Genomic DNA, 25,915 nt, shown 5'->3' with positions numbered 1-25,915 from the left:
CCGGTCACTCCGCGGCGATGGCGCTGCTGGCGCCGTTGAGCTGCGCGAGGACCGCATCGGCGCAATCGCGCCCGTCGCGGATCGCCCAGACGACGAGGCTCGCGCCGCGCACGATGTCGCCCACCGCGTAGACGCCGTCGAGGCTGGTCTTGCCGGTGGTGAACTCGGCCTTCACGGTGCCCCAGCGGGTCACTTCCAGCTCCGGCTGATCCCAGAGCGCGGGCAGCGCCTCGGGCTCGAAGCCCAGCGCCTTGATGACCAGATCCGCGGGCTCGTCGTAATCCGAGCCCTCGATCACCTCGGGGCTCTGGCGGCCGGTGGCATCCGGCGCGCCGAGGCGCATCTTCTCGACGATGACGGCCTCGACCGGATCGCCCTTGAAGCCCTTGGGCGCGGTCAGCCATTCGAACTGCACGCCCTCTTCCTCGGCGTTCTGCACTTCGCGCTGGCTGCCCGGCATGTTGGCCCGGTCGCGGCGATAGAGGCACTTCACGCTGGTCGCGCCCTGGCGGATCGCCGTGCGCACGCAATCCATCGCCGTGTCGCCGCCGCCGATCACCACGACCCGCTTGCCCTCGGCGTTCAGCTCCCCCGATTCGAACTCGGGCACCGCATCGCCGAAGCTCTTGCGGTTCGACGCCGTCAGGAAGTCGATGGCGCGCACGATGCCGCCCGCCCCGGAGCCGGGGCCCTGCAGGTCGCGCGTCTTGTAGACGCCCGTGGCGATGATGACGGCGTCATGCTTTTCGCGGATCTCGTCGAAGGTGATGTCGTCGCCGACGTTGCAATTCATGACAAACTCGACGCCCGCGCGCTCGAGCTGTTCGTTGCGGCGCATGACCACGTCCTTTTCCAGCTTGAAGCCCGGAATGCCGTAGGTCAGCAGCCCGCCGGAGCGGTCGTAGCGGTCGTAGATGGTGACCTGCACGCCGGCGCGGCGCAGCACGTCCGCCGCCGCCAGACCGCCCGGCCCCGCGCCGATGATGCCGACGCTTTCGGTGCGCTCCTTGGCGGGCTTGATGTCCTTCACCCAGCCCTCTTCCCAGGCGGTGTCGGTGATGTACTTCTCGACCGCGCCGATGGTGACAGTGCCGTGGCCCGATTGCTCGATCACGCAATTGCCTTCGCAAAGACGGTCCTGCGGGCAGATGCGGCCACAGATCTCGGGGAAGGTGTTGGTGGCCTGGCTGACCTCGTAGGCCTCCTGCAGGCGGCCCTCGGCGGTCAGGCGGAGCCAGTCGGGGATGTTGTTGTGCAACGGGCAATGCGACTGGCAATAGGGCACGCCGCATTGCGAACACCGGCTCGCCTGCTCTTCGGCCTTCTGCCGGGCGAACTCGCCGTAGATCTCGTGAAAGTCGCGGCGACGCTCCTCCGCGGTGCGCTTGTCGGGCATGTCGCGGTTGACGGACACGAACTTCAGCATCGGCTGTTTCGCCATGGATCTTCCCTCGAATTCTGGGTGGTGTGAGCCTGATATACGCGTCGCCCGGAAAATAAAAGTCAGTTTTACTGTCCTTTATTGAAGAAATTTCTGCCGAAAACAAAAATTTCGATGCTGTGCTGCAGCATTTTGGGACCGGTATGTGACCTATATTCGCGCTTCCCTCTGAGAATCAGGGCATTATAGCAGGACGGGTCCCTTCTCCCCTGTCGCGGTGACATGCCTATGACGCTCTTCCACCTGCTCGTACTGGCGCTGATCCAGGGCATCACCGAGTTCCTGCCGGTCTCCTCCTCCGGTCATCTGATCCTGCTGCCGCAGCTTACGGGCATCGAGGATCAGGGCCTCGCCCTCGATGTCGCGGTCCATGTGGGCACGCTTTTTGCGGTGATCCTCTATTTCTGGGCGGATGTGCGCGTGGCGCTCGGCGGCACGCTGCGGCTGGTCCGGGGCCGGATCGACACGCCCGGCGCGTTCCTCGCCCTCTGCCTGCTGATCGCGACGATCCCCGTGATGGCCGCCGGGCTGGTGCTGCGCCTGAGCGGGCTCGACGAGATGATGCGCTCGGTCGCGGTGATCGGCTGGGCGATGATCGTCTTCGGCGTGGTGCTCTACTGGGCCGACATGAAGGGCGGCGAGACCCGCCGTGCGGAGGGCTGGACCCTGAAGCATGCCGCGATCATGGGGCTCTGGCAGGTGCTGGCACTGATCCCGGGCACGTCGCGCTCGGGTATCACCATCACCGGCGGGCGGCAGCTCGGCTATGACCGGCATTCGGCGGCCAGGCTCGCCATGCTGATGTCGATCCCGACGATCCTCGCCTCGGGCGGGCTTCTGGGCCTCGAGGCGGTCACGGGCACCGAAGCCCTGCCCCTGCAGGCCTGCGCCATCGCCGCCGCCATGGCCTTCGTCGCGGCCCTGGGCGCGCTGGCGCTGATGATGCGGCTGCTGCGCTCGGTCAGCTTCACGCCCTACGTGGTCTACCGGCTGATCCTCGGCACCGCCCTGCTGGTCTATGCCTATGGCTATGCGTGATGCACTTCGCGGCTGTCCTCGGGTGCCTCGTCGCGGTCGAACATGCCGTAATCGCGCATCACGTGGCAGACCTTGAGCCGGTAATCCGAAAAGATGCCCGCGCGCCCCTTCGACTGGGCATTGCGATGCGCGGCGAGCTTGCGCCAGCGCATCACCGCGTCCTCGTCCTCGAAGAACGAGATCGACAGGAGCTTTTCGGGATTGGTCAGGCTCTGGAACCGCTCGACGCTGATGAAGCCCTCGACCTCGTGGACCATGGGCCGCATCTCGGCGGCGATGTCGAGATAGGCGTCCTTCTTTCCCTCGGCGGGGATCACTTCGAAGATGATGGCGATCATGGCTGTCTCCTCTGCGGCGCAGTCATACGCCAGTCGGACCGGGCGTGAAAGGTCGCGGGACCGGTCCCGCGGTGTGGCAAAATCTTGCAAGATTTTGCACCGGACATTTCGTGAAATGTCCGTCCCGAAATCTTCACGAAGATTTCGCCCCCGCCGAACCGGGTGTCAGCAGAGGCCGCAGCAGCGCCACCGGATGCCGCCGCAGCGTCAGCCGCATCGCCACGTAATCCTCGACGATCTCCTCGCCCTCGCTCATCTCCGGCAACAGCGCCGCGGGCTCGACGATCCCCTCGCCCTCCATGTCGCCGGCGAAGAGGGGCAGCGGCCTGTCGCCCGCCAGCGCCTTGGCCTCCCACAGCGCCTCCCGCCGCGAAAGGCCCAGCGCGGCGAAGACATCCGCCTCCGCGAGCCGCGCCACGACCCGCGGCGCAAGCCCCGCCCGCCGCCAGACATCCCGCACCGACCGGTAGCCGTTGCCGCGGGCGGCGCACATCCAGGCCGCGTCCTCCTCGGACAGCCCCTTGATCTGCCGGAAGCCCAGACGCAGCGCGAGCCCGCCCCGCCCGTCGGGCTCCATCACGTTGTCCCAGTAGCTTTCGTTGATCGCGATGGGCCGCACCTCGACGCCGTGTTCGCGCGCATCCCGCACAATCTGCGCGGGCGCATAGAAGCCCATCGGCTGCGCGTTCAGGAGCGCGCAGGCGAAGATGCCGGGATGGTGGCACTTGATCCAGGCCGAGGCATAGACCAGAAGCGCGAAACTCGCCGCGTGGCTTTCGGGAAAGCCGTAGGAGCCGAAGCCCTCGATCTGGCTGAAACAGCGCTCCGCGAATGCCTGATCGTAGCCGTTCCTGCGCATCCCCCTGAGGAACCGGTCGCGCATCTCCGACACGTTGCCGTGTTTCTTGAAGGTGGCGAGCGCCCGGCGCAGACGGTCGGCCTCGGAGGGCGAGAAGCCCGCGCCGATGATGGCGATCTGCATCGCCTGTTCCTGGAAAAGCGGCACGCCCAGCGTCTTGCCCAAGACCTCGCCCAGCGCGTCCGAGGGGAATGCGACCGCCTCCTCGCCGTTGCGCCGCCGGATATAGGGATGGACCATGTCGCCCTGGATGGGGCCGGGGCGGATGATCGCCACCTCGATCACCAGGTCGTAGAAGCTGCGCGGACGCATGCGCGGCAGGAAGTTCATCTGCGCCCGGCTCTCGACCTGGAAGACGCCGATGCTGTCGGCGCGGCAGAGCATGTCGTAGACCTTCGGGTCCTCGGGCGGCAGCGTGGCCAGCGTGTGGCTCTCGCCGTGATGCTGGCGCAGCAGATCGAAGGCCTTGCGGATGCAGGTCAGCATGCCGAGGCTCAGCACGTCGACCTTCAGGATGCCCAGCGTGTCGATATCGTCCTTGTCCCAGCAGATCACCGTGCGCTCTTCCATCGCCGCGTTCTCAATGGGCACCAGCTCGTCGAGCCGGCCTTCGGTGATGATGAACCCGCCCACATGCTGGGACAGGTGCCGCGGGAAGCCGATGATCTCGAAAATGAGCTCCATGGTCAGGCGCAGCCGCGCATCGTCGGGATCGAGCCCGATCTCGCGCATCCGCGCCGCCTCGAGCCCGTTGGTCGAGAAGAACCCCCAAAGCTGCGAGGAAAGCGCGCCGATCGTGTCCTCGCTGAGCCCCATCGCCCGGCCCACCTCGCGCACCGCGCGCTTGCCGCGGTAATGGATGACCGTGGCGCAAAGCCCCGCGCGGTGGCGTCCGTAGCGCGCATAGATGTGCTGGATCACCTCCTCGCGGCGCTCATGTTCGAAATCGACGTCGATATCGGGCGGCTCGTCCCGGGCCTCCGACACGAAACGCTCGAAGACCATGGTGCCGATCTCGGGGGAGACCGAGGTCACGCCGAGGCAATAGCACACCACCGAATTGGCCGCCGATCCCCGCCCCTGGCAGAGGATCCCCCGCTCGCGCGCGAAGGCCACGATGTCGCGCACGGTCAGGAAATAGGGCGCGTAGGAAAGCTGCGCGATGAGCCTCAGCTCATGCTCCAGCAGCCCCTGCACCTTCTCGGGCGCGCCCATGGGATAGCGCCACTTCAGCCCTTCGCGCGCCAGCCGCGCGAGGCGCTGGTCGGCGGTCTCCTCGCCGGTGATCTCGGAGGGATATTCGTATTTGAGCGTGCCCAGATCGAAGCTGCAGCGCGCGGCAAGCGCCGCGGCGCGGTCGAGCGCGCCCGCGTGACGCCCCAGGATGCGCCGCATCTCGGGACCCGAACGCAGCCGTTGCTCGCCATTGGCCAGCGCCGCCCGGCCCAGATCGTCGACCCGGCAGCCCAGCCGCACGGCGCTCAGCACGTCCGCCATCTTGCGCCGCCGCCCGTGATGCATGAGCGGCCGCGCGGTCGCCACGCTCTCCACCCCGAGGCTCGCGGCCAGCCGCGCCAGCCGGTCGAACCGGCCCGCATCGCCGCCGTCATAGCGCGGGCTGAGCGCCAGATGCACCTGGCCCGGAAAGCGCGCGACCAGCCTGCGCGCATGCGGCGTCCAGCGCGCGGTCTCCGCGGGCTCCGGGCCCGACAGGATCAGCTCCAGCCCCTCCGCGCCCTCGATCAGATCGTCGAGTCTCAGGTCGCAATCGCCCTTGGGCGCGCGCAGCCGCCCCTTCGACAAAAGCCGGCATAGCCGCGCCCAGCCCGTGCGCGTGGCCGCCAGCGCGGTGATCTCCACCCCTTCCGCGAAGGTCAGCCGCGCCGCCGGGATGAGCCGCGGAACGTTGGCGATGGCCAGCGACGGCGCGCGCGGAGCACCCTCGGGCGCGGGCGGGCCGATGGGGCCGTCCGCCGCCTCCAGCGCTGCACGTTCGCCCACCACCCGCGCGATCTCGCGGGCGCGCTGATAGGCCCGCACGATCCCCGCGACCGAGTTCTGATCGGCCACGGCAATCGCCTCGAGCCCCTCCAGCGCGGCGCGCTCCATGAATTCCTCGGGATGCGAGGCGCCCCGGAGGAAGGTGAAATTCGACGTGATGCTGAGTTCGACGGACATATCTGACGGGAATCGGGACAGGGTCCGGCCAGTATGTTCTATATTTGTTCCGATTGTGAGTCCCGATGTGTGAGTCCCGCTGCGGGGCGCGATGTGCCGCAGTTTACCCCCCGCGAAACGCGGGCAGCGTATCGCCCGGCTCGGGCGTGGCCTCCCAGACCGCGCGCGCGATGGCCCGCGCCATGCAGATCGCGCCCGCATGGCCCAGCGCCGCCAGCTCCATCCCCGTCGCGTCGAGCGCCCGCGCGCCCGTCGCCGCGGCAAAGATCAGGTCGCCATCCATCGGCGAATGGGCGGGCTGGATGGCGCGCCCGATCCCGTCATGGGCGGCCACCGCCATGCGGTGACACTGCCCCTTGTCGAGCGCGGCATCGGTCGCGACGATCCCGATCGTGGTGTTGCCGAGCGCCGCCATCGCGGCGAGCTTCTTCGACGGCGGCAGCGGCTGCAGCCCTCGGGCGGGGTCCGGGCCCAGCCCGCCGAACTCGTCCCCTATCTCGTAGGGGGCCGCCCAGAAATGCCGCCCCGAGGGCGTGGTGACGCAGCCCATCGGATTGACCGCCACGAGCGCCCCCACCGTCACCCCCGACGGCAGCATCAGCGAGGCGGAGCCGAGCCCGCCCTTCACCTGCGCCGTCTGCGCGCCCGTACCGGCCCCCACCGATCCCAGCGAGAAGTCCGCGCACGCGGCGCCAAGCGCGGCCCGGCCCAGCGCCGGATACGGGTTCTCGCCCCAGGCCTTGTCGCCGCCATTCAGCAGATCGAAGAGGATCGCCGCGGGCACGATGGGCACCCGTGCGGACAGCACCTGAAAGCCGCGCCCGGCCTCGGCCAGCGCATCCATCACCCCCTGCGCCGCCGCGAGCCCGAAGGCCGATCCACCCGACAGCACCAGCGCATCGGCGCCGGGCGCGGTCTTGTCGGGCGCCAGAAGATCCGTCTCCCGCGTGCCCGGCGCGCCGCCCATCACCGCGACCGAGGCGGTGAAGGGCGCGTCGCCCACCAGCACGGTGGCGCCGGATTTCAGACGCCGGTCCTCGGCATTCCCGACCCGCAGGCCGGCCACGTCGGTGATGAGGTTGCGCGCGCCGGGGCGCATCGGTGTGTCGTCGGTCATGGTGTCCCCCGGACAGGTTCGGGATGCGGCATCGTCTCGGGCAGGACCGGCGCCGCGGCGATCAGCTCCCGCGTATAGGCGTGTTTCGGCCGGGTCAGCACGTCCTCGGTCGGGCCTTCCTCGACGATCACGCCCTTCTGCAGCACCAGCACCCGGGTGGTGATCCCGCGCACCACCGACAGGTCGTGGCTGATGAAGAGATAGGCCAGGTTGTAGCGCTCCGAGATATCCGCGATCAGGTCGAGGATCCGCGCCCGCACCCGCACGTCGAGGGCCGAGACCGCCTCGTCGAAGATGATGAAATCGGGCTTGGTGATGAGCGCACGCGCGATGGCGATGCGCTGCCGCTGCCCGCCCGAGAAGGCGTGGATGTGCCGGTCCGCATCGCCGGGCGACAGGCCCACGGCGGTCAGCGCCTCGGCGATGGCCGCGTCCCTTTCCGCGCCGCGCGGCGGGTCCGCCATCAGGTGGAAGGGCTCGGTGATCAGCCGCCCGACCCGGTGGCGCGGGTTGAACGAGCCGTAGGGGTCCTGGAAGACGACCTGCATCCGGGCCTGCGCGGCGGGCGGCGTGCGCCCCGGCGCGATGGCCACACCGTCGAGCGTGACGAGCCCCGCCCGCGGCGCCTCCAGCCCGAGGATCGCGCGCGTCAGCGTCGATTTGCCGGAACCCGACTCGCCCACGAGGCCCACCCGCTCGCCCGCGCGGATCGCGAAGGTGACGCCCGTCAGCGCATCGAAGCGGGGCCGCGGGCCGAAAAGGCGTGTGCGCGGCATCGCGAAACTCTGGCTCAGCCCCGCGACCTCCAGAAGCGGCGCTTCGGGCGCGCGCGGGGTCAGCGCGGCCCGGTGCCGCGAGGCGGCGAAAAGCGCGCGGGTATAGGCGTGGTCCTGCGCCGCGAAGACCGTCGCGGTCGGTCCCGCCTCGACGATCCGGCCCTCGTGCATCACCGCGATCCGGTCGGCGATCCCGTGTACCACGGCGAGGTCGTGGGTGATGAGCAGAAGCGCGATGCCCTCTTCTCGCGCGAGGCCCTTCAGCAGCTCGAGGATTCGCGCCTGCGTGGTGACGTCGAGCGCGGTTGTGGGCTCATCGGCGATCAGCAGCTTTGGGCGCAGCGCGGTGGCCATGGCGATCACCACGCGCTGGCGCTGGCCGCCCGACAGCTCGTGCGGATAGCGCGAGAGCGGGATCGCCTCCAGCCCGACGCGGTCGAGCGCGGCGCGGGCGATCTCCTCCGCCCGGGCGGGCGTCGTCGCCGCATGCAGACGCACGGTCTCGGCAACCTGCCGGCCGATCGGCTGCACCGGGTTGAGCGCGGTCATCGGCTCCTGGAAGACCATGCCCATCTCGGCCCCCCGCATCGCGCAGAGCGCGCGCTCGGGCAATGCCATCAGGTCCCGGCCATTGAGCAGGATGCGCCCCCTTGCGCTCGCCGTGCGCGGCAGCAGCCCCATCGCCGCGAACGCGGTCATCGACTTGCCCGATCCGCTTTCGCCGGTCAGCGCCAGGATCTCTCCGGGCGCGATGGCGAAGGACACGTCCTCGACCGCCCGCATGGACCCGAAGCGGATGGACAGGCCCGCGACCTCCAGCACGCTCATCGCCGCACCGTCTTCAGCCGCGGATCGAGCGCATCCCTGAGCCCGTCGCCCAGGAGGTTCAGCCCCAGCACCGTCGCCACGATGGCCAGCCCCGGCATCAGCGCCACATGCGGCGCCAGCGCCACCATGGTCTGCGCATCGGCCAGCATCCGCCCCCAGGACGGCACCGGCGGCTGCGCGCCAAGACCCACATAGCTGAGCCCCGCCTCGGCGAGGATGCCCAGCGAGAACTGGATCGTCCCCTGCACGATCAGCAGGTTGGTGACGTTGGGCAGGATATGCTCGACCGAGATGCGCGCCCGTCCCTTGCCCGCGACCCGGGCCGCCATGATGAACTCCCGCGCCCAGATCGACAGCGCCGCCCCCCGCGTGAGCCGCGCGAAGACCGGGATGTTGAAGATGCCGATGGCGATGATCGCGTTCACCGCCGAGGGCCCCGCGATGGCGGTGATCAGGATCGCGATGACGAGGCTCGGGAAGGCGAAGACCAGGTCGTTGCCGCGCATGATCACCTCGTCGAGCCAGCCGCCATGCCGCGCCGCCGCCGCCAGCCCCAAAGGCACGCCGAGCCCCATGCCGATCCCCACGGCGACCAGCGCCACCGCGATCGAGGTCCGCGCGCCGACCATCAGCATCGACAGGATGTCGCGCCCGAAATGATCGGTGCCCAGAAGATGCGCGCCCGACGGCGGCTGCAGCCGGTTCGGGATCGCCATGCCATCGACCGCATAGGGCGTCCAGGCAAAGGACAGAAGTGCGGCGATCAGCACGATCCCCGACAGCGCCGCGCCCAGAAGAAGCGTCCGGCTCATGCCCGCCGCCTCAGCCGCGGATCGACGGCGGCATAGGCGAGATCGGTTAGAAAGGTCACCAGGATCACCGCGAAGACCAGGAGCATCACCACCGATTCCACCACGATGAGATCGCGCTGCGAGATCGCCTGGAAAATGAGCCGCCCGAGGCCCGGCAGGAAGAACACCTGCTCGATGATGATCGCGCCGGCGAGCAGGAAGGAAAACTGCAGCCCGATGATGGTCAGCACCGGAATGAGCGCGTTCCTGAGCCCGTGCCGCCACAGCGCCTGGCCCCGCGTCAGGCCCTTGGCCCGCGCCGTGCGCATGAAATCCTCGCCCAGGATGTCGATCAGCGCCGAACGCATGACCCGCGCGAGGATCGCCGCCTGCGGCAGCGCCAGCGCCACCGCGGGCAGGGTCAGCGCCTTGAGTGCGGCAAGCGGGTCCTCCCAACCCGGAAAACCGCCCGCCGAGAACCAGCGCAGATTGATGGCGAAGAACAGCACCAGCAGCATGGCGAACCAGAAATTCGGCACCGCGATGCCAAGCTGCGTTGCCCCCATCACCGCCATGTCCCCCGGCCCGCCCCGGCGCGAGGCCGCGAAGAGCCCTGCCGGAAAGGCCAGCGCGGTGGACAGCAAAAGCGCGTAAAGCGCCAGCGGCAGCGAGATCCAGAGCCGGTCCGCGACCATCCCGACGACCGGCGTGCGATAGGTGTAGGAAGTGCCGAAATCGCCGGTCACCATCCCGCCCACCCAGTCGAAATAGCGCTGCCATCTCGGCACGTCGAGGCCAAGCTCCGCGCGCAAAGCCGCCACCGTGTCGGGCTGCGCGTTGATCCCGAGCATGAAGCTCGCCGGATCGCCCGGGGCCACCTCGACCACGAGAAAGATCACGAGCGAGGCCACCAGCAGGGAAAGGCCAAGCGAGATCAGGCGGCGAAGGGCAAAGCGCAGCATGGGCGCAGGGTAGGATGCCGCGCGGGGACGGTCCAGCACCCGGCGTAGACATTCTTGCGCGCCTCGCGCGCGGGTGGTCTTGCGCGCCTCGCGCAAGGGTAATCGTGCGCACCTCACGCGCGGGCAGGTGCCGGGCCTCGCGGCACGGCCCGGCCCGGCACCTGCGCCCCGGCCCAAGCAAAACCGCGGCGCTCAGTACAGCGCGGCGACCTCGTACATGACCGGCTCGAACCGGGTGCAGAGCGCCGCGATCTCGCGGTTGCGCCGACGCATCTCGTCCGAGCGCAGCATCGCCTTGAATGCCTCGCGCGACTGCCATTGCGAATAGTTCGCGATCCGCGTCTCGGCGTCGTTCACATGCAGCCCCGCCGCGAGAAAGCCGGGCTGCGAGGATATGAACTCGGCATAGGCCGATTGCAGCAGCGCCAAGAGGTCCCCGCAGGTCCCCGGCGAGCATTCGAAGGTGGTGATGACGGTCTGGTGACGGGTCCCGGTCCGGATATCGAGCATGGCAAATCCTCCCGCCGCGAGCATAACACATCTTCGCGCCGCCGAAGCGGCACGCGTCAGGCCCGGCCCGCGGCACCGAAGGCGACAGCCCTTCCCGGAACGCGCCACGCCTCCGCCACGCGCCTGCCCCTGCTGCGTTGCCTCTTTGCAAATACGCGACGCGACGGACGGGGCCCGCGCACGCGGCCGGGCAAAGGCCCGACCCCGGAAAGCCGCCACCGGAGACCAGTCGTTAACCCATTGTTAAGACGAAACCTTTCGCATGCGAAAGGTTCGCGGCAGCCGGGTCACTCGGTCCAGGACACCCCGCCCAGGGGATTGGCTTGGGTCGGCTGGTTCTCCCACAGGCCTGTGAGGCGCGCATCCGCCACCGTGGGATAGGCCAACTGGAACAGGAAGGCGTTCACGTAATCCTCCGCGATCATGGTCTGCGCCTCGGCGATCATCTCCGAGCGCGTCGCGGGATCGGTCGTTGCCGTCAAATCCGTCATCAGCGCCTGGAAGTCGGGATTGTCGTATTGGAAGTAGTAATCCGGCCGGGCATAGATACCGATATCGAAGGGCTCGGTATGGCTGACGATGGTCAGCCCGAAATCCTTGCCGCGGAAGACCTCTTCGAGCCATTGCGCCCATTCGAGATTGGTGATGCGCGTCTCGATGCCGACCTCGCGCAGCTGGGCTGCGATGATCTCGCCGCCGCGCCGCGCGTAGGAGGGCGGCGGCAGTTTCAGCGTCGTGGAGATGCCCTCGCCATGGCCCGCATCGGCCAGCAGCTGGCGCGCCAGCTCCGGGTCGTAATTCGACAGACCCGTCAGGTCGACGTAATCGGGATTGCGCGGCGCGAAATGCGTGCCGATGGGCGTGCCCTGCCCGAACATCGCCCCGTCGATGATCGCCTGCCGGTCGATGGCATGGGCCACCGCCTCGCGCACCTCGGGGTCATCGAAGGGCGGCTCGGCGTTGTTCATCGCGAGGATGGTCTCGCCCTCGGTGGAGCCGACGATGACCTGGAAGCGCGGATCGACCTCGAATTGCGGCAGGTTCTCGGGCGCGGGGTAGCCCGCGAAGGCGTCGATATCCTGCGCCATCATCGCCGCGAAGGCCGCCGTGGGGTCCGAGATGAACTTGAACGTCGCCGCCTCGAGCGCCGGGGCCTCGCCCCAGTAATCCGCGTTCCGCGCCAGCTCGATCCGGTCGCCCTGCACCCATTCGGTGAAGGTGAAGGGCCCGGTGCCGACGGGCGCCTGCTTGATATTCTCGATGCTCTCGGGCGCCACGATCACCGCGTCGCCCCAGGCCATGTTGAAGAGGAAATTCCCGTCCGGCTGCGAAAGCCGCACCTCGACCGTGCGCGGGTCCACCACGGTGACCTCCGAGATGCCCTCGAAGAGCGCCTTCTGCGCGTTCACGCTGTCCTCGGCCCGGGCGCGGTCGAGGCTGAACTTGACGTCCTCGGCATCCATCGCGGTGCCGTCATGGAAGCGGACGCCCTCGCGCAGGGTGAAGGTGTAGGTGGTGCCGTCCTCGCCGATCTCCCAGCTTTCCGCAAGCGCGGGCTCGACGCTGCCATCGGCGGCAAAGCGCGTCAGCCCTTCGAAGACATTGCCGTAGAGCACGCTGTCGATGGCGCCCGCCGCCGCCGAGGTCGGATCGAGATGCGGCGGCTCGAGCTGGAGCGCCAGCGTGAGGTCGGTCTGCTGCGCAAGCGCGGGGCTCGCGCAGAGCGCAAGCGCGGTCAGGGTGCGGCGGAACATGGGTCGGGCCTCCTTGGCGGTTTGCGGTACTCTTGAGCGGATCGCAACGCGGATCAAGGATGTTGGGGGCGGGGCGTGTGTCCGGGCGCCGTGACGCGCGGCGGGATCGGGCCTCGGCGATCCCCGGCAACGCATGCAGCGCGGCGAAACGTGTATCCCGGTTTCGCCGTGCAAAAAGTCCAGGCGGGTCGCACGCCCCCTTACGACCCCAGGCCGTCCGTCTCGTTCTTCGTGACGACGGGTGCCGTGGCGCAGGTACGGAGGAAACGACAGCCCCAGACGGTCCCGGGCTCGGGATAGGACAGCGTAGGGACCGACACTGTCTGTGCGTTCGCAAACGGCACGGCGCCGAGCGTGGCGATCCAGATACCGGTCGCAATGGCTCCGGCCCGAAGGAGTTTCGAAAACTGCGCAATCATGGGATTTGTCCTTACGCTGTGCCGTTCAACGACAATCGTTGGGATCGGCGATGCACCAAGACTGGCGTGCAGGGACCCGTCGCGCATGGGCACAATTGCCCATGGGGAAGCTCACGAACCGATGTATGCTGGGCGCATGGACGAGATCATGATCACGCCGGACGAGTTGAGCGACCTGATTGGTCTGGTCTACGATTCCGCCTTCGAGGCCCAGCAATGGAAGTCGCTGATCGACCGGATTGCGCAACTCTTCCCCGGCATCGGCGCCATCGTTTACGGCATCGACGGGGAGATGATGTTACCCGAATATGCCAGCACCGACCTGCCTCAGTTCATCGTCGAGCCCGTGCGCATGGATCTGGGATTGATCGACAACGTGCTGCCCCACGAGGCCTGGAGAGCGTTACCAAACGGGTTTGTCAGTCGCACCAAGAAATTCATGGATGAAGCGACCTTTGTCCAAAGCGGCCTCTACCGCAAATTGCTGAACCCCGCGGGGTTCAGGCACGTCATCCACATCAAGCTCGATGCGCGCGGGCAGCGCTCGGCAGTGATCGGGTTTGCGATACCGAACGATCCCGTCACGGAGACCCGAATCCATGACGCGCTTTTCAAAACCCTCAAGCTCCTGTCTCCGCATGCGGTGAGAGCCCTGCAACTGGCCCGCGCATTGACGCTGGCAAAACGGTCGGCGCAAGTGTGCAGCGGGTTCCTGGATGGGATCATCCTTCCCATGCTTGTCGCCGATGCCCATGGCCAGTTTCTCTTCGGCAATGGCGCGGGCCGCCGCGTGCTGGAGCGGGGCACCCCCCTGTCGGTGGAGGCCGGCGGGCGGCTTGTTCTCGACGATCCGGAGGACAGCCGGCAACTCCGCCGGAAGATCGCCGATATCGACCGCGATCTGACCCCGGGCGGAATGCGCATCATCACCGACCCCGCCCCGATCTCGCTGTCGATCACCCCGTTCCGGGCGTCGATGCGCGATGCCAGCGCCATCGACAGGCACCTCTTGAACGAGGAACGCATGTTCGCGATCTTCATCGGCCAGACAGACGTGGATGCCATCAGCACCGCCTTGCTGGAGGATGTCTTCGACCTCACCTCGCGCGAGGCGGAAGTCTGCAAGGGCCTGATGCTGGGCGCGAGCGCAAGCGATCTGGCCGATGTGTCGGGACGATCGCTGAAGACCATTCGCAACCAGATCCAGATCATCTACGAAAAGGTCGGCGTGTCGTCGAACGTGGCCCTGATCGACGCGCTCTCGGTGTTCCGCACTGTCGGGACGATGTTCGAGGACGGCGGCGGTCGGGACAATCCCAAGCCTTTGTCGCTGCCTTTCGCGCAGTAAGGCGACAACCGGGTCCGCGCGGATGACCAGCAGGGTCGTGCGCTTGGCCATGTCGCCCGGCTCAGGCCGGCGCGGACAGCGCGCGCAGGCACCGCGCTTCCGCGCGCTGTGCGGCATCGCCGAACACCTGCGAACGTTGCCGCAATCGGGTGATCTGACGGTCCGGATGGCCCCGAGCATGCCGTTCCCGAACAGATGAATAATTGCTGTCCACCCGTCGCCGGCGCCTTCCGCCGGTCTAACTTCCTGTCCATCCATTGGGAGGATGTCGATGAACCATCATGCACCGAAGCGCCGGCTCACGGCGGCAGATTTCGATCAGGACCTGCTCGATCTCTACGATTACTACGCGCACGGGAAGATCTCGAAGCGGGAATTCCTCGACCGCGCGGGCAAGTGGGCCGTGGGCGGCCTGACCGCGATGGCGATCCTGAACACGCTCTCGCCCAATTACGCGCTGGCCCAGCAGGTGGCGGAGGACGATCCAGGCATCGTCGGTGAGGACATCACCTACGCGAGCCCCGACGGCACCGGCGACATCACCGCCTACCTCGTGCGCCCGGCCGAGATCGACCCCGAACGGCCCCCCGCGGCCGTCCTCGTCGTGCACGAGAACCGCGGCCTGAACCCCTATATCCGCGACGTGGTGCGCCGGCTTGCCAAGGCGGGCTTCGTGGCGATGGGGCCCGACGGGTTGTCCTCGCTCGGCGGCTATCCCGGCACCGATGACGCGGGCCGCGAGATGCAGCGGACCCTGGACCAGGGCGCGCTGCTGAACGACTTCTTCGCGGGGTTCGAGCATCTGCAGGCGCTCGAGGGCACCAACGGCAAGGTCGGCGCGACGGGCTTCTGCTATGGCGGCGGCGTCGTGAACCGGCTGGCCGCGGCCTATCCCGAGATGGCGGCGGGCGTGCCCTTCTACGGCTCGTTTCCCGATGCCGCGCAGGTCGCGGGCATCGAGGCGCCGCTGATGATCCAGCTCGCCGCGCTCGACCAGCGGATCAACGCGATGTGGCCGGATTTCCAGAAGGCGCTGGAAGACAACGACAAGCGCTACGAGGCGCATATCTATCCCGGCGTGAACCACGGCTTTCACAACGACACCACGCCGCGCTACGACGCGGCCGCCGCGACCCTCGCCGAAGAGCGCATGGTAGCCTGGTTCGGCACCTACCTCGCGGGCTGAGCCCCGGGCGCGTCCGCTGCAGGGCGGGCGCGCACCGCGTCACCCCCGGCATTCCGCTGCCCCGGGGCGATCCCGGGATCGCGCCCCTTCATGCCGCGCGTCGTAACGCAGCGCCACTTCCCGCGCCCCCTAGCCGCCCGCGCCGCACGGTGCTAATCCCCTGCCACCCAATCCGGCAGGAGACCGCCATGAGCGCCACCGCCCGCAAAACCGCGCCCCTTCCCGACGACATCCGCGCGATGAAGGGCGGCACGCCTATCGTCAGCCTCACCGCCTACACCACCCCGATGGCACAGCTCATGGACGCCCATTGCGATTTCGTCCTCGTGGGCGACAGCGTCGGCATGGTGCTGCACGGCCTGCCCTCGACGCTGGGTGTGACGATGGAGATGATGATCCTGCACGGCCAGGCGGTGCGCCGCGGGCTGCGCTCCGCGATGATGGTCGTGGACATGCCCTTCGGCTCCTACGAGGAAAGCCCCGAACAGGCCTTCCGCAACGCCGCGCGCATCATGGCCGAGACCGGCGCGGGCGCGGTGAAGCTCGAAGGCGGCACCGGGATGGCCGACACGATCGGCTTTCTCACGGCTCGCGGCATCCCGGTGATGGCCCATATCGGGCTCACGCCGCAATCCATCAACACGCTCGGCGGCTACCGGGTGCAGGGCCGCGGCGAGGCCGGCGACGGGCTGGTGCGCGACGCCCGCGCCGTGGCCGAGGCCGGGGCCTTCGCGGTGGTGCTCGAAAAGGTGCCCGAGGCGCTGGCCGACCGCATCACCGAAACCGTGGCGATCCCCACGATCGGCATCGGCGCGTCGGCGGGCTGCGACGGGCAGGTGCTGGTCGTGGACGACATGCTGGGGCTCTTCACGGCCTTCAAGGCGAAATTCGTCAAGCGCTACGCGCATCTGGGCGACGATGCCGAGACCGCCATCGCCACCTATGCCACCGAGGTCCGCGCGCGTCTCTTCCCCGCGGCGGAGCATGTCTTCGCCGACACCCCGCCGGGCCGCGGCTGATGGTGCCGATCCTGCGCCGCAAGGCCGCGCTGCGCGCTGCCGTCGCGGGCTGGCGCGCGGCGGGCGAGACCGTCGCGGTGGTGCCCACGATGGGCGCGCTGCACGAAGGCCATCTGAGCCTCGCCGCCGCCGCGAAATCCGATGCGGACCGCGTGATCGTGACGATCTTCGTCAACCCCAAGCAGTTCAACAGCCAGAGCGATCTCGACGCCTATCCCCGCACCGAGGAGAGCGACGCGGAAAAACTGGCCCCCCTCGCGGTGGACGCGATCTATGCGCCGGACCCCGAAGAGATCTATCCCGACGGCTTCGCCACCACCGTCTCCGTCGCGGCGCTGACCGATATCCTCTGCGGCGCGCACCGGCCGGGCCATTTCGACGGCGTGGCGACGGTGGTCTCGAAGCTATTCTTGCAGACCGGCGCCGACCGGGCCTTCTTCGGCGAGAAGGACTTCCAGCAATTGCAGGTGGTCCGCCGCGTCGCGCGCGACCTCGACATCCCCACCGAGGTCGTGGGCTGCCCGACGATCCGCGCCGAGGACGGGCTGGCGCTTTCCTCGCGCAACGGGCGCCTGTCGGACGCAGCCCGCGCGCAAGCCCCCGCGCTTTACCGCGAGATGACCGCCATCGCCGCCGCGCTGCGCAGCGGCGCCGAGGCCCCGCCGCTGATCGCGCGCGCCACCGAGGCGCTGATCGACGCCGGGTTCGAACGGGTGGAATATCTCGAACTGCGCGCGGTCGCGGATCTCTCGCCGCGCATCCGCGCCGACACGCCCGCGCGCCTCTTTGCGGCGGCCTGGCTCGACGGCGTGCGCCTGATCGACAACATCGCCGTCTGAACCCGCCGGAGGCCCGCGCGTCCCACATCAGGCAGACCGCGCGCGCCCCTGTCACGGCCGGACCGGAAATACCTCCGGGAAACGCGAGGGGCTGGCCCCTCGCTTTTCGAAGTGCGCCGATGGCCCAAGGGCATCGGCGACGGGGCTGGCCCCTCGCTTTTCCGGGTGCGCCGATGACCCAAGGGTATCGGCGACGGGGCTGGCGCCTCGCTTTTCGGCATGCGCCGATGGCCCAAGGGCATCGGCGACGGGGCTGGCCCCTCGCTCTTCGGAATGCGCTGATGGCCCAAGGGCATCGGCGCCGGAACCAACCTCAGCGCAGTTTCGGCGGCTTCTCGGGATCGCTGCCGGGCGGGGCGGGCACCACGCGGGCGCGGCTTACCGGCTCGGGCAGATCGAAGCGCAGCCCGACCCGCGCGATCCGGGCGGTGAAGGCGTCGCTGTCGGACAGGAACACCACGTCGAGCGCGCCCGCCTCGATGCCCGAAAAGACCAGCGCCTCGTTTACCGCGCGCGCAAGCGGCCCCTCGGCCCCGTCACGCGCCCCGGTGATGCCCAGAAGATGCCCGCGGCTGCCATCGTCATAGGTGACCCCGACGAGATAGGCCTTGCGCGCCAGCCCCGCCGCCCGCCCGAGTTTCGCATCGAGCGCCGAGAGCAGCGCCTCCGGCAGGCCGGCGGGCGGATGCAGCTCGGCGGGCCGCGCGGCGCCCTCCTGCGGGCCGTGGCCCAGCGTGTCGGCCAGCCACGCCACCGCCTCGGGCGGTACGAGATAGGCCGAGGGCGCAACCTCGATATTCAGCGCGAGCCCCACGCCCTGCCCGGCCAGCATCCCCGCGATCACCCGCCCCGGCAGCGCGGCATAGGGCGCGGGCTTGCCGACGAAGCGCGCGATCCGCGCGTCACTGTCGAAGACCAGCACGAAGGACGTATCCTCGACCTCGAAGATCTCGGGATCGAGCGTCTCGCCCGCCATCTCCCGCGACAGCAGCACGTGCAGTTCGGTATCGGCCAGCCGTTCGTAGAAGCGCAGCCGCGCCGCGTCGTCGTCGGGCGCGGCCTCCATGGCGGCGAAGGCCGCGTCGAGGGGGGTCTCGTGTTCCATGGCGGGCAAGTAGCGGTGCGGCCCCCCCGGGGCAAGTCGCCCGCGCCGGGCGCCCGAGGCCCGGAGCCGCAAATCCCGGCCCGTCCGGCGATGCCCGCCTGAGCCCGCCGAAGCCCCGCAACGCCCGCGCGTCCCACCTCTTCCCCGAAGCGCCACGCCCTGTCACGGCCGGACCGGAAATACCTCCGGGGAGCGCGAGGGGCTGGCCCCTCGCTTTTCTTGGTGCGCCGATAGCCCAAGCGCATCGGCGACGGGGCTGGCCCCGCGGTCGGCTTTGCAGGGCGGATGTGCGACACCCCACGCCACCGGACCGGCGAAGAAACACCCAGAACACCCGGCCGCAAGGCGCCTCAATCCTCGGGCGGCGTGCCTTCGATCCGGTAGGTGTCGGGCGTGTTCACCGGCCAGCGGTTGTCGTGCTCGGCGCGGACCTTCACCGACCAGTGCAGGCGGGCATCCTCGGGGATGGTGCGCGGATCGCAGAGCGGCATGTACCAGCCGAAGATCGAAGCCTTCTTCGAATCCTCGGGCTTGCGGCGCGGCAGGATCTCCACGATCCGCCACCAGATCGACATCGAATCGTGCTGCTTGCCCAGCGGATCGGGCGGCACGTAATCGTCCTTCGTGCCGCGGGCGATCTTGTTCACGGTCTGCGTCCAGAACACCGCGCCCTGCGCCTCGGCCTCCTCGATCATCCAGACGAGCGGCAGCTTGGCCAGCCGCGATTCCGCCTCGCCGTAGCCTCCGCCGATATCGCCGTGCACCCCCCAGAACCAGACCTCGAGGGCATGCTGCTCGGGGGCGTCCTCGGTCTTCATGAAGCGGTTGGGCTTGAAGACCTGCCCCTCGGGCCAGAGCTTGCCGCGGAACATCGTGCGCCGCTCGTGGATCGACACCGCATGGGCGATCGCCTGCACCGAGGTGTTGTTCTTGGTGAAGGCATGGGATTTCAGCCGCGGCCCGAAGCGGCCCCATTCGATCACCGAGGCCACGGTGTCGAAGAGCCCCATGAAACGGATGGTCGGGCGGTGCGGGTCGAGGATGTTCTCGTAGAGGCGGATTTCCTCGAAGGCATGGGCGCCGCCGCCCTCGCCGATGCGCTTGTAGGCGCGGTAGGCGTAGTTCAGCAGGTTGAGGTTGCGCGGCTCGATGATGCCGAAGGCGTGCAGGAAGCCCGCCAGCACCCGCGCCGAATAGGCCCCGCGCGAGAACCCGAAGAGGTAGATCTCGTCGGCGGGCACCTTGGTGCCGTCCTCGGCCTCGCCGCCGGGATCGTAATTCTCCACCAGGAATTGGTAGGCGTCCTTCACGTTCCGGTCGAGGCCCCAGCCCGTCGCCATGCCCCAGACCTCCTGCACCTTGCGCCAGGCCGACAGCCAGACGTTCTCGTCGCCGATCGTGCCGACGCCCGGGTCGTAATAGACCACCTGGTCGTCCATCTTGCGCAGGCATTGATAGAGCCTGAGCACGTTGGTGCGCTGTTTCGCGTCGATCTGGTTCGACGTGCCGTCGAGCAGGAGGATGATCTTCTTGGGCATGGGAAACGCTCCTTGGCTCAGGGGGACAATTCGTCGAGAAAGCGGTCGCACCATTGGCTGACCAGTGCGGAATAGGGGGCATCGGCGGCGGACATGGCGCGCAATTCCTCGATGATGCGGTCGCTCAGCGCCGCAAGCGTGCCCGCCACGCGCCGCACTTCGGGGTCGATATGGGCCTCGAGATCCGCGGCAACGGCGTCGATCTCGAAGATCAGCCCGCGCAGGAATTCCAGATGCTTGAGGACCCGCGCGCGGTCCTGCACAAGGCCGAGCCTGTTGAGACCGTAGACCTGGATCGACACCGCCCCGCGTTCCGACAGACCGAGGGCCGCGGCGTGTTCTGCGATGCTCGCCCCGTCGCCCAGCGCGGCCACGGCGGGCGCGGCGCCCGGGTCGCGTTTCGGCAGCGCCAAGGGCCAGAGGTCCTCGGGGTCGATATGAAATTCGATATGCGCCATGGGATCGTCGCGGCAGGGATCGAGCAGATAGGCGTCCTCCAGCTCGAGCGCGTCGGTGTCGCGCGCCGCGCGCGTGCCGCTGACTGGAAACACGTCCTTCTTGCCGGAACTCGCCTCGACCATCGCGCCGTCGAGCAGCGCCGAGAGCGAGGCGGAGGGATCGGGCGCCTGTTGCTTGCGCCGCCGGTTGCAATCGATGCAGGACGGAAGAAGGTTGTCCCAATCCATCGCGATCCACCAATAGCCGGGATGATCCGGCTCGCCGGCGACCGCGCCCTTGGGCCGGTAATGTTCCACGTCGACGGGCGCCTGGGCGGAATAGAACGTCTCGCAATAGGCGCATTTGCCGTGAAAGAGGTGCTCCAGCGCGGCCTTCACCTCGTCGTGCTTGTAGGCCTTGAAGTCGAAGCTCTTGTCGCGCGTCTCGCGATTGGCGCGGTGGGCCCGCACGCGATCGAGTTCGTTCGGGCCGGGACGCCCGGGCTGGGTCAGCGCCTTGGGCGCGGGGATGGCACGGCGGTCCACGTGGCGCATCACCCCGCCTCCCGCGAGAGGGCGCGCCGGATCCGCGCCTTGGTCTCCTCGCGCAGCTCGCGCCGGCGCGCGGCGCGGGCGTTGCGCGCGGCAAGGACGTAGTCCGCGACCGCCTCCTCGACGATGCGGGCCACCTCGGTCGAGCCGACCGGCAGCGCGCCCTGCACCTCGGTGCGGAACCGCCGCAGCGTCGCCTGCGCCTCTTCGGGCAGGGCCGTGCCCGCATCACCCGCAGCCCGGCGCAGGGCCAGCGCATCCGCGAGGTCGGCCATCGCGTGGCCGGTGCGCGGATCGTCGGTGTCGAAGAGATCGAAGAGATCCGAGGTCAGCAGCTGCTCGATGGTGAGCTTGGTCACGTCGGGCAATTCGCGCAGCGTGTCGACGAAGACCGGTAGGTCGGTATCCCGCGTCTGGCCCGGCACGCGCTGCAGGACCATGACCTCGCCGTCGCGCATGCCGCGCAGGCAGAGGGGATCGTGGGTGGTGACGATGAAGGTCATCGCCGGGAAGGCGCGGCGCAGCCCGGACATGATCGACACCTTCCAGCGCGGATGCAGATGCGCCTCGACCTCGTCGATGAGAACCAGCGCGCGGGCGGCCTCGAGCGTGGTGAAATCATACCGCTCCATCAGCCAGCGCATCATGTCGCAGGTCAGCGCAAGGATGGTGCGGAACCCCGAGGAGACGGTGTCGAGCGGCGTGCGCAGCGACACGCCGTCCTCCTCGACCACCACGAGGCAGCGGGCGGCCTCGCGCTGGATGATGCGGAATCCGCCGCCCATCACCACGCGGAGCGCGCGCACCACCATGTCGAAATATTCCTCTTCGAGGGTCAGCAGCCATTTCTCCGGGTTCGACAGCAGATCGTCGGAGTGAAAGAGCGACCGGACCGGGCGGTCCTCGCGCCATGCGCGCTGCACCGACTTGTAATGGCGGTAGGCGCCGTAGGCGAATACGGGCAAGGTCTGCATGTCGGGCCCGGTGACGAAGAAGCCGCCGGGCGTGACGGTCATCACGCGCTCGGTCTCAGAGGCGTGGGGGCCGCTGCCCCCGAAGCTGTAGGTCAGCCGCACCTCGGAGGTGCTGCGCTGCGCCATCCAGTCCACCCCCATGAAGCGGGGATCGAGCAGGTAACGCTCCGCCTTCTCGCCCAGCCTGTCGCGCGCCGCATCGGGGATCGCGGCCAGCGCCACCGCTTCGAGAAGCGAGCTTTTCCCGGTCGCGTTCTCACCGAGAATCAGGAGCGCCGCGGCGGTGTCGGGGTCGGGCGGGCCGGGCAGCGCGAGCGAGACGGAAGACAGCGCCTTGAAGCTGTCGATGGCGATATGCGTCAGCCGGGCGGAGGTGTGGGCCGGCTCCGGCGCCCCGGCTGCGGCCTCCTTCAGCGCCGCGTCCACACCGAGTTGCGAAAAGGGGATACCGCTTTCGACCAGCAGCTCCTGCATGGTGCGTCCCGCCTGGCCCGACCGGGCCTCGTCGAGCATGAAGGTGATCGACGCCAGGAAATCCTGCGTCGGCTCGGGTCGCCAATCGGGGTCTCGCTCCGCGTTGCGGAAGGCGGCGTCGAGGGCCGCGAAGCGGCGCTGCACCAGATCGGGCCGGTTGAGGTTGAAGTGCTGGATCGTCGCGGTTCCCCGCGGCGTCAGGCCGCCGAGCTGGCCCGCCAGAACGTCCGCCGCGCCGATCACGAGGTCGCGGCCCAGCGGATCGTCGGCGCAGGGGTCGAGGAACACCGCGCGCTCCGCCCGGACCAGCTCCGGATCGAGGGCGTTCTGCATGGTGATCTCGAAATATTCCTCAACGCTCGGAATCGGCATCCGGGTGCCGTCGACCGGGAAGGCCTGATGGTCGGTCGGATAACAGTCGGGGCAGATCGGATAGAGGTTCTGCCAGAGATCCGACATCCAGGCGTAATAGATATGCGCATCGTGCAGATCGGGCGCGTCGATCCCGTTCGGCGGGCGGAAGCGGAAGGGCATGAGGTCCGACCGGGCCTCTTCGCAGAACGCGCATTTGCCGTCGAAGAGGGTCAGAAGCTCGGGCAGGATCGGGGGCGTTTCGGGCAGCCTGCGATCCGGCACGCGGGTCTGCGCCCGCTCTTTCTCATCGAGGGCGAGGTAATTCTGCAGCTTCCGCCCGGCCTCGCGATAGGGGGGCGAGAAGACCTGTTTCGGAACGGGCACGCGGGATCGGTCGACGAAGCGCATTGAAATACCGGGTCAAAACAAGGGCTCGAAACAATGGCCCGATGCTGGCACGCGCCCGGGTTTCAGGCAAGCACGGGAAACCCTACCCCAGCGCCTCGGCCACCCGGGCGCGCAGCTCGGGCAGCAGATCGGCCTCGAACCACGGATGCTTCTTCAGCCAGCCGGTATTGCGCCAGGAGGGATGCGGCAGCGGAATGGTGCCCGGGGCGTGGTCGCGCCAGGCGGCCACGTTGTCAGTCACGCCCGCCCGCGTGCCGAGATGGTAGCGATGGGCATAGCCGCCGATCACCACCCTGAGGCGCAGGCCGGGCAGCGCCTGCATCACCCTGTCGTGCCAGGTCGCCCGGCAGATGGGGGGAGGCGGCAGGTCGGCGCCCTTGGCGTCATAGCCCGGAAAGCAGAAGGCCATGGGCACGATGGCGATGCGGCGCGTGTCGTAGAAGGTCTCCGGATCGAGGCCCAGCCAGTCGCGCAGCCGGTCGCCCGAGGGATCGTCGAAGGGCTTGCCGGAGGCATGTACCCGCGCCCCAGGCGCCTGCCCGGCGATCAGGATGCGCGCTTCGGGCGCGAACCAAGTGACCGGGCGCGGCGCATGGGCCGTGCGGGTAGCGGCGAAGCGGTCGGCGCAGAGCCTGCAGGCGCGGATGTCGCGGGCGAGCGTCACCGCGCCTGCGTCTCGGGCACGATGAGCCGGGTCTCGTAGCGGATGCGCGGGGCGATCCAGCGCAGGTCTTCGGGCCGGAAGGCCACGCAGCCCGCGGTGGGATAGCCCGGGCGGCGCTGAGCGTGCAGGAAGATCGCCGAGCCGCGCCGGTATTCCGCGCGCGGCCAGTTCCAGTCCGTCAGGATCACGATGTCATAAAGCGGATCGGCGCGGCGCAGGCATTCGTGGCTCGGCGCATAGGGCGCGCGGACCATGGTGTTGTAGGCCTCGTCGGCCGGATCGTCGGACCAGAGATCGCCGGGGCGGATCGGCAGCGCCCAGTCGGCGGGCCGCGCGAGGCGGTCGGGCCGGTAGAGCATGCCGACGATGCGATGCGTGCCCGCGGGCGTCGCGCCGTCGCCTTCGCGCTTGTCCGAACGCACGCCGCCGCGGCCGATGGTGACCGGGAACCGGCGCCCGGCAAAGCGCAGGCCGGTGGGGGTGAGGACCATGTCGGTGGGGCGGTGCTGCATGACGGGAGTGTTATCGCGGCGGCGCGCGGGGTCAATGCGGGGGGCGCGGTCCAGACGGCGCGGCGGGCCCGGGGGCGGAAGCGAGGGGCCCTGCCCCTCGCGCTCCCCGGAGGTATTTCCGGTCCGATCGTGACAGGGCGCCTCTGTGGTGAGGTGGGTTTCGCGGGTGGGTGCGGCTGCGTGGCGCGAGGGGGCCGATAGGTGGAGGGGCGGCGCGCGCTTTTGCGCGAGATCGGGCAGGGGCAGGGAGGTCGGTACAGGGCTCCGGGTGTGCCATGGCCGTTGGGGGCCTGCGAGCGCCCGGGGCGCGGCCAGCCTTGCGCGCGGCTTACAGCAAATGCCCCGATTTCTTCGCCTTGGTCGCGAGGTAATGCGCGTTGAAACGGGTCTCGCCGACTTTCAGCGCGACCCGGTCGGTGACCTTGATGCCCTCGCCCGCCATCCGTGCGATCTTCGCGGGGTTGTTGGTCAGAAGCCGCACCGCGCCGAAGCCGAGGCTGCGCAGCATCTGCGCGCCGAGGCGGAAATCGCGTTCGTCATCCTCGAAGCCCAGCCGGTGATTGGCCTCGACCGTGTCGAAGCCCTGATCCTGCAGCGCATAGGCGCGCATCTTGTTGGCGAGCCCGATGCCGCGCCCTTCCTGGTTGAGATAGAGCAGCACACCCTGCCCCTCGGCGCCCATCTGCGCCAGCGCGGCGTTGAGCTGCGGGCCGCAATCGCATTTGAGCGAGCCCAGAAGGTCGCCGGTGAAACAGGCCGAGTGCAGCCGCGCCAGCACCGGGGCGTCGCGGTCGGGGCGGCCCACCTCGACGGCGTAATGCTCCTCCGATCCGTCATCGGGGCGGAAGACGTGCAGGCGCGCGGCCTCGGCATGGCGAAGCGGCACGCGGGCGCTCACCACATGGTGCAGCGGCGCCAGTTCCGACAGGTGCGGCGCGGCGGCATCGGCGTCGATCCGGGTCAGCCCCGGCGGCGGCGGCAGGTCGCCCAGCGGCACGACAAGCGCGGCGGGCAGGAGGCGCGCGGATTTCACCAGAACCAGCGCCAGCCGGTGCAGCGCGCAGCCGCCCTCGCGCCGGGTGCGGAGCGGGCCCTTCATCGGCTGCGCGAGGTCGTCGGCGGGATCGGCGAGGCCGCGCACCCAGGAGAGTCCCGCGCCCTCCGGCAGCACCACCCGCGCGATATCGCCATCGTAAGCGCGGGCGCGCAGGGTGGCCGCGCGCCGCCCGGTCAGCGCGAGATCGACCGGCAGCGCCATCGCCTGCACGGCAGCGAGCCGCCCCTCGCTGAGCGTCTCGGCGGCGAGGACGAGTGCCGCGCCCTCCGCCCTGCCCGCCAGCACGACGGGCACGCCCATGCGCAGATCGCCGCGGGCGCGGGCGATGGTTTCGGTCAGGTCGGGCGAGAAGGCGGTATTGGCGGTCATCAGCTTACAATATTGTAACAATACTGGGCCGTTTACACGACGCCGTGAGAGAATTGCAGCAAAACTTG

The 25,915-nt window shown here is 69.0% G+C and carries 21 protein-coding genes; 5 read left to right on the top strand and 16 right to left on the bottom strand.

Features of this window, described 5'->3' with window-relative positions; genetic code table 11:
* Positions 1-4: 4 nt before the first annotated feature.
* Positions 5-1,441, bottom strand: coding sequence for an NAD(P)-dependent oxidoreductase (locus BW990_RS02505; protein WP_076444646.1), 1,437 nt, complete (start codon positions 1,439-1,441; stop codon positions 5-7).
* A gap of 228 nt (positions 1,442-1,669) precedes the next feature.
* On the opposite strand from BW990_RS02505, the gene BW990_RS02500 reads away from it, so the two are divergent.
* Positions 1,670-2,479: an undecaprenyl-diphosphate phosphatase gene (locus tag BW990_RS02500; protein WP_076444644.1), complete on the top strand. Its 810-nt coding sequence runs from the start codon at positions 1,670-1,672 to the stop codon at positions 2,477-2,479.
* On the opposite strand, the gene BW990_RS02495 is transcribed toward BW990_RS02500, so the two are convergent.
* From BW990_RS02495 to BW990_RS02460, 8 genes are all read right to left on the bottom strand, one after another.
* Positions 2,470-2,817, bottom strand: a complete 348-nt coding sequence (locus tag BW990_RS02495; RefSeq protein ID WP_076444642.1) for an antibiotic biosynthesis monooxygenase family protein — start codon at positions 2,815-2,817, stop codon at positions 2,470-2,472. The genes BW990_RS02500 and BW990_RS02495 overlap by 10 nt on opposite strands.
* Positions 2,818-2,950: 133 nt before the next feature.
* Positions 2,951-5,854 (bottom strand): error-prone DNA polymerase, encoded by a 2,904-nt coding sequence (locus BW990_RS02490; protein ID WP_076444640.1) that lies wholly within the window; start codon positions 5,852-5,854, stop codon positions 2,951-2,953.
* A gap of 103 nt (positions 5,855-5,957) precedes the next feature.
* Complete coding sequence (locus BW990_RS02485; protein WP_076445128.1) at positions 5,958-6,953, bottom strand: P1 family peptidase; 996 nt, start codon at positions 6,951-6,953, stop codon at positions 5,958-5,960.
* Positions 6,954-6,967: 14 nt separating this feature from the next.
* Positions 6,968-8,575, bottom strand: coding sequence for an ABC transporter ATP-binding protein (locus BW990_RS02480; protein ID WP_076444638.1), 1,608 nt, complete (start codon positions 8,573-8,575; stop codon positions 6,968-6,970).
* Complete coding sequence (locus BW990_RS02475) at positions 8,572-9,387, bottom strand: ABC transporter permease (protein ID WP_076444636.1); 816 nt, start codon at positions 9,385-9,387, stop codon at positions 8,572-8,574. Before BW990_RS02475 ends, BW990_RS02480 begins: the two co-directional genes overlap by 4 nt.
* A complete protein-coding gene (locus BW990_RS02470; RefSeq protein WP_076444634.1) occupies positions 9,384-10,328 on the bottom strand; it encodes an ABC transporter permease in 945 nt (314 codons plus the stop codon). Before BW990_RS02470 ends, BW990_RS02475 begins: the two co-directional genes overlap by 4 nt.
* Before the next feature lie 192 nt (positions 10,329-10,520).
* The gene (locus BW990_RS02465; RefSeq protein ID WP_076444632.1) at positions 10,521-10,838 is read right to left on the bottom strand and encodes an antibiotic biosynthesis monooxygenase family protein; all 318 of its coding nucleotides are present in this window, start codon (positions 10,836-10,838) and stop codon (positions 10,521-10,523) included.
* Positions 10,839-11,125: 287 nt separating this feature from the next.
* Positions 11,126-12,592, bottom strand: coding sequence for an ABC transporter substrate-binding protein (locus BW990_RS02460; protein ID WP_076444630.1), 1,467 nt, complete (start codon positions 12,590-12,592; stop codon positions 11,126-11,128).
* Positions 12,593-13,147: 555 nt separating this feature from the next.
* On the opposite strand from BW990_RS02460, the gene BW990_RS02450 reads away from it, so the two are divergent.
* The 4 genes from BW990_RS02450 (at position 13,148) to panC (ending at position 17,403) form a co-directional block, all read left to right on the top strand.
* Positions 13,148-14,359 (top strand): helix-turn-helix transcriptional regulator, encoded by a 1,212-nt coding sequence (locus BW990_RS02450; RefSeq protein WP_076444626.1) that lies wholly within the window; start codon positions 13,148-13,150, stop codon positions 14,357-14,359.
* Positions 14,360-14,630: 271 nt separating this feature from the next.
* A complete protein-coding gene (gene yghX, locus BW990_RS02445) occupies positions 14,631-15,545 on the top strand; it encodes a YghX family hydrolase (protein WP_076444624.1) in 915 nt (304 codons plus the stop codon).
* Positions 15,546-15,733: 188 nt separating this feature from the next.
* Positions 15,734-16,564, top strand: a complete 831-nt coding sequence (panB, locus tag BW990_RS02440; RefSeq protein WP_076444622.1) for a 3-methyl-2-oxobutanoate hydroxymethyltransferase — start codon at positions 15,734-15,736, stop codon at positions 16,562-16,564.
* A complete protein-coding gene (gene panC / locus BW990_RS02435; RefSeq protein ID WP_076445126.1) occupies positions 16,561-17,403 on the top strand; it encodes a pantoate--beta-alanine ligase in 843 nt (280 codons plus the stop codon). The genes panB and panC overlap by 4 nt, the downstream gene beginning before the upstream one ends.
* Positions 17,404-17,716: 313 nt before the next feature.
* On the opposite strand, the gene BW990_RS02430 is transcribed toward panC, so the two are convergent.
* The 7 genes from BW990_RS02430 to ribA all read right to left on the bottom strand — a co-directional run bounded on the left by BW990_RS02430 (position 17,717) and on the right by ribA (position 25,847).
* Positions 17,717-18,508, bottom strand: coding sequence for an SseB family protein (locus tag BW990_RS02430; protein WP_076444620.1), 792 nt, complete (start codon positions 18,506-18,508; stop codon positions 17,717-17,719).
* Between the two features lie 350 nt (positions 18,509-18,858).
* Complete coding sequence (locus BW990_RS02425) at positions 18,859-20,046, bottom strand: DUF2235 domain-containing protein (protein ID WP_076444618.1); 1,188 nt, start codon at positions 20,044-20,046, stop codon at positions 18,859-18,861.
* A 17-nt stretch (positions 20,047-20,063) separates the two neighbouring features.
* The gene (locus BW990_RS02420; protein ID WP_076444616.1) at positions 20,064-21,038 is read right to left on the bottom strand and encodes an HNH endonuclease family protein; all 975 of its coding nucleotides are present in this window, start codon (positions 21,036-21,038) and stop codon (positions 20,064-20,066) included.
* Complete coding sequence (locus BW990_RS22015) at positions 21,038-23,245, bottom strand: AAA family ATPase (RefSeq protein ID WP_200798003.1); 2,208 nt, start codon at positions 23,243-23,245, stop codon at positions 21,038-21,040. Before BW990_RS22015 ends, BW990_RS02420 begins: the two co-directional genes overlap by 1 nt.
* An 82-nt stretch (positions 23,246-23,327) precedes the next feature.
* On the bottom strand, positions 23,328-23,909 hold the full coding sequence (locus BW990_RS02410) for a uracil-DNA glycosylase family protein (protein WP_076444614.1): 582 nt from the start codon (positions 23,907-23,909) through the stop codon (positions 23,328-23,330).
* Positions 23,906-24,421, bottom strand: coding sequence for a L,D-transpeptidase family protein (locus BW990_RS02405; protein WP_076444612.1), 516 nt, complete (start codon positions 24,419-24,421; stop codon positions 23,906-23,908). Before BW990_RS02405 ends, BW990_RS02410 begins: the two co-directional genes overlap by 4 nt.
* A gap of 328 nt (positions 24,422-24,749) precedes the next feature.
* Complete coding sequence (gene ribA, locus BW990_RS02400) at positions 24,750-25,847, bottom strand: GTP cyclohydrolase II (protein WP_076444610.1); 1,098 nt, start codon at positions 25,845-25,847, stop codon at positions 24,750-24,752.
* Positions 25,848-25,915: the final 68 nt, after the last annotated feature.

The organism is Roseivivax lentus (genome assembly GCF_900156805.1).
In the GTDB taxonomy this organism is placed as follows: Bacteria; Pseudomonadota; Alphaproteobacteria; order Rhodobacterales; family Rhodobacteraceae; genus Roseivivax; species Roseivivax lentus.
Note: the sequence above shows the minus strand (reverse complement) of the source record. Positions and strands in the feature narration are given on the sequence as shown.

Excerpts from the sequence above, each read along its gene's own strand:
- yghX (WP_076444624.1), top strand. The coding sequence starts at position 14,631 with ATGAACCATCATGCACCGAAGCGCCGGCTCACGGCGGCAGATTTCGAT.
- BW990_RS02465 (WP_076444632.1), bottom strand. The coding sequence starts at position 10,838 with ATGCTCGATATCCGGACCGGGACCCGTCACCAGACCGTCATCACCACC.
- BW990_RS02480 (WP_076444638.1), bottom strand. The coding sequence starts at position 8,575 with ATGAGCGTGCTGGAGGTCGCGGGCCTGTCCATCCGCTTCGGGTCCATG.
- BW990_RS02405 (WP_076444612.1), bottom strand. The coding sequence starts at position 24,421 with ATGCAGCACCGCCCCACCGACATGGTCCTCACCCCCACCGGCCTGCGC.
- BW990_RS02490 (WP_076444640.1), bottom strand. The coding sequence starts at position 5,854 with ATGTCCGTCGAACTCAGCATCACGTCGAATTTCACCTTCCTCCGGGGC.
- BW990_RS02450 (WP_076444626.1), top strand. The coding sequence starts at position 13,148 with ATGGACGAGATCATGATCACGCCGGACGAGTTGAGCGACCTGATTGGT.
- BW990_RS02500 (WP_076444644.1), top strand. The coding sequence starts at position 1,670 with ATGACGCTCTTCCACCTGCTCGTACTGGCGCTGATCCAGGGCATCACC.
- BW990_RS02430 (WP_076444620.1), bottom strand. The coding sequence starts at position 18,508 with ATGGAACACGAGACCCCCCTCGACGCGGCCTTCGCCGCCATGGAGGCC.
- BW990_RS02495 (WP_076444642.1), bottom strand. The coding sequence starts at position 2,817 with ATGATCGCCATCATCTTCGAAGTGATCCCCGCCGAGGGAAAGAAGGAC.
- panB (WP_076444622.1), top strand. The coding sequence starts at position 15,734 with ATGAGCGCCACCGCCCGCAAAACCGCGCCCCTTCCCGACGACATCCGC.
- BW990_RS02470 (WP_076444634.1), bottom strand. The coding sequence starts at position 10,328 with ATGCTGCGCTTTGCCCTTCGCCGCCTGATCTCGCTTGGCCTTTCCCTG.
- BW990_RS02425 (WP_076444618.1), bottom strand. The coding sequence starts at position 20,046 with ATGCCCAAGAAGATCATCCTCCTGCTCGACGGCACGTCGAACCAGATC.
- BW990_RS02420 (WP_076444616.1), bottom strand. The coding sequence starts at position 21,038 with ATGCGCCACGTGGACCGCCGTGCCATCCCCGCGCCCAAGGCGCTGACC.
- BW990_RS02505 (WP_076444646.1), bottom strand. The coding sequence starts at position 1,441 with ATGGCGAAACAGCCGATGCTGAAGTTCGTGTCCGTCAACCGCGACATG.
- ribA (WP_076444610.1), bottom strand. The coding sequence starts at position 25,847 with ATGACCGCCAATACCGCCTTCTCGCCCGACCTGACCGAAACCATCGCC.
- BW990_RS02460 (WP_076444630.1), bottom strand. The coding sequence starts at position 12,592 with ATGTTCCGCCGCACCCTGACCGCGCTTGCGCTCTGCGCGAGCCCCGCG.
- BW990_RS02485 (WP_076445128.1), bottom strand. The coding sequence starts at position 6,953 with ATGCGCCCCGGCGCGCGCAACCTCATCACCGACGTGGCCGGCCTGCGG.
- BW990_RS02475 (WP_076444636.1), bottom strand. The coding sequence starts at position 9,387 with ATGAGCCGGACGCTTCTTCTGGGCGCGGCGCTGTCGGGGATCGTGCTG.
- BW990_RS22015 (WP_200798003.1), bottom strand. The coding sequence starts at position 23,245 with ATGCGCTTCGTCGACCGATCCCGCGTGCCCGTTCCGAAACAGGTCTTC.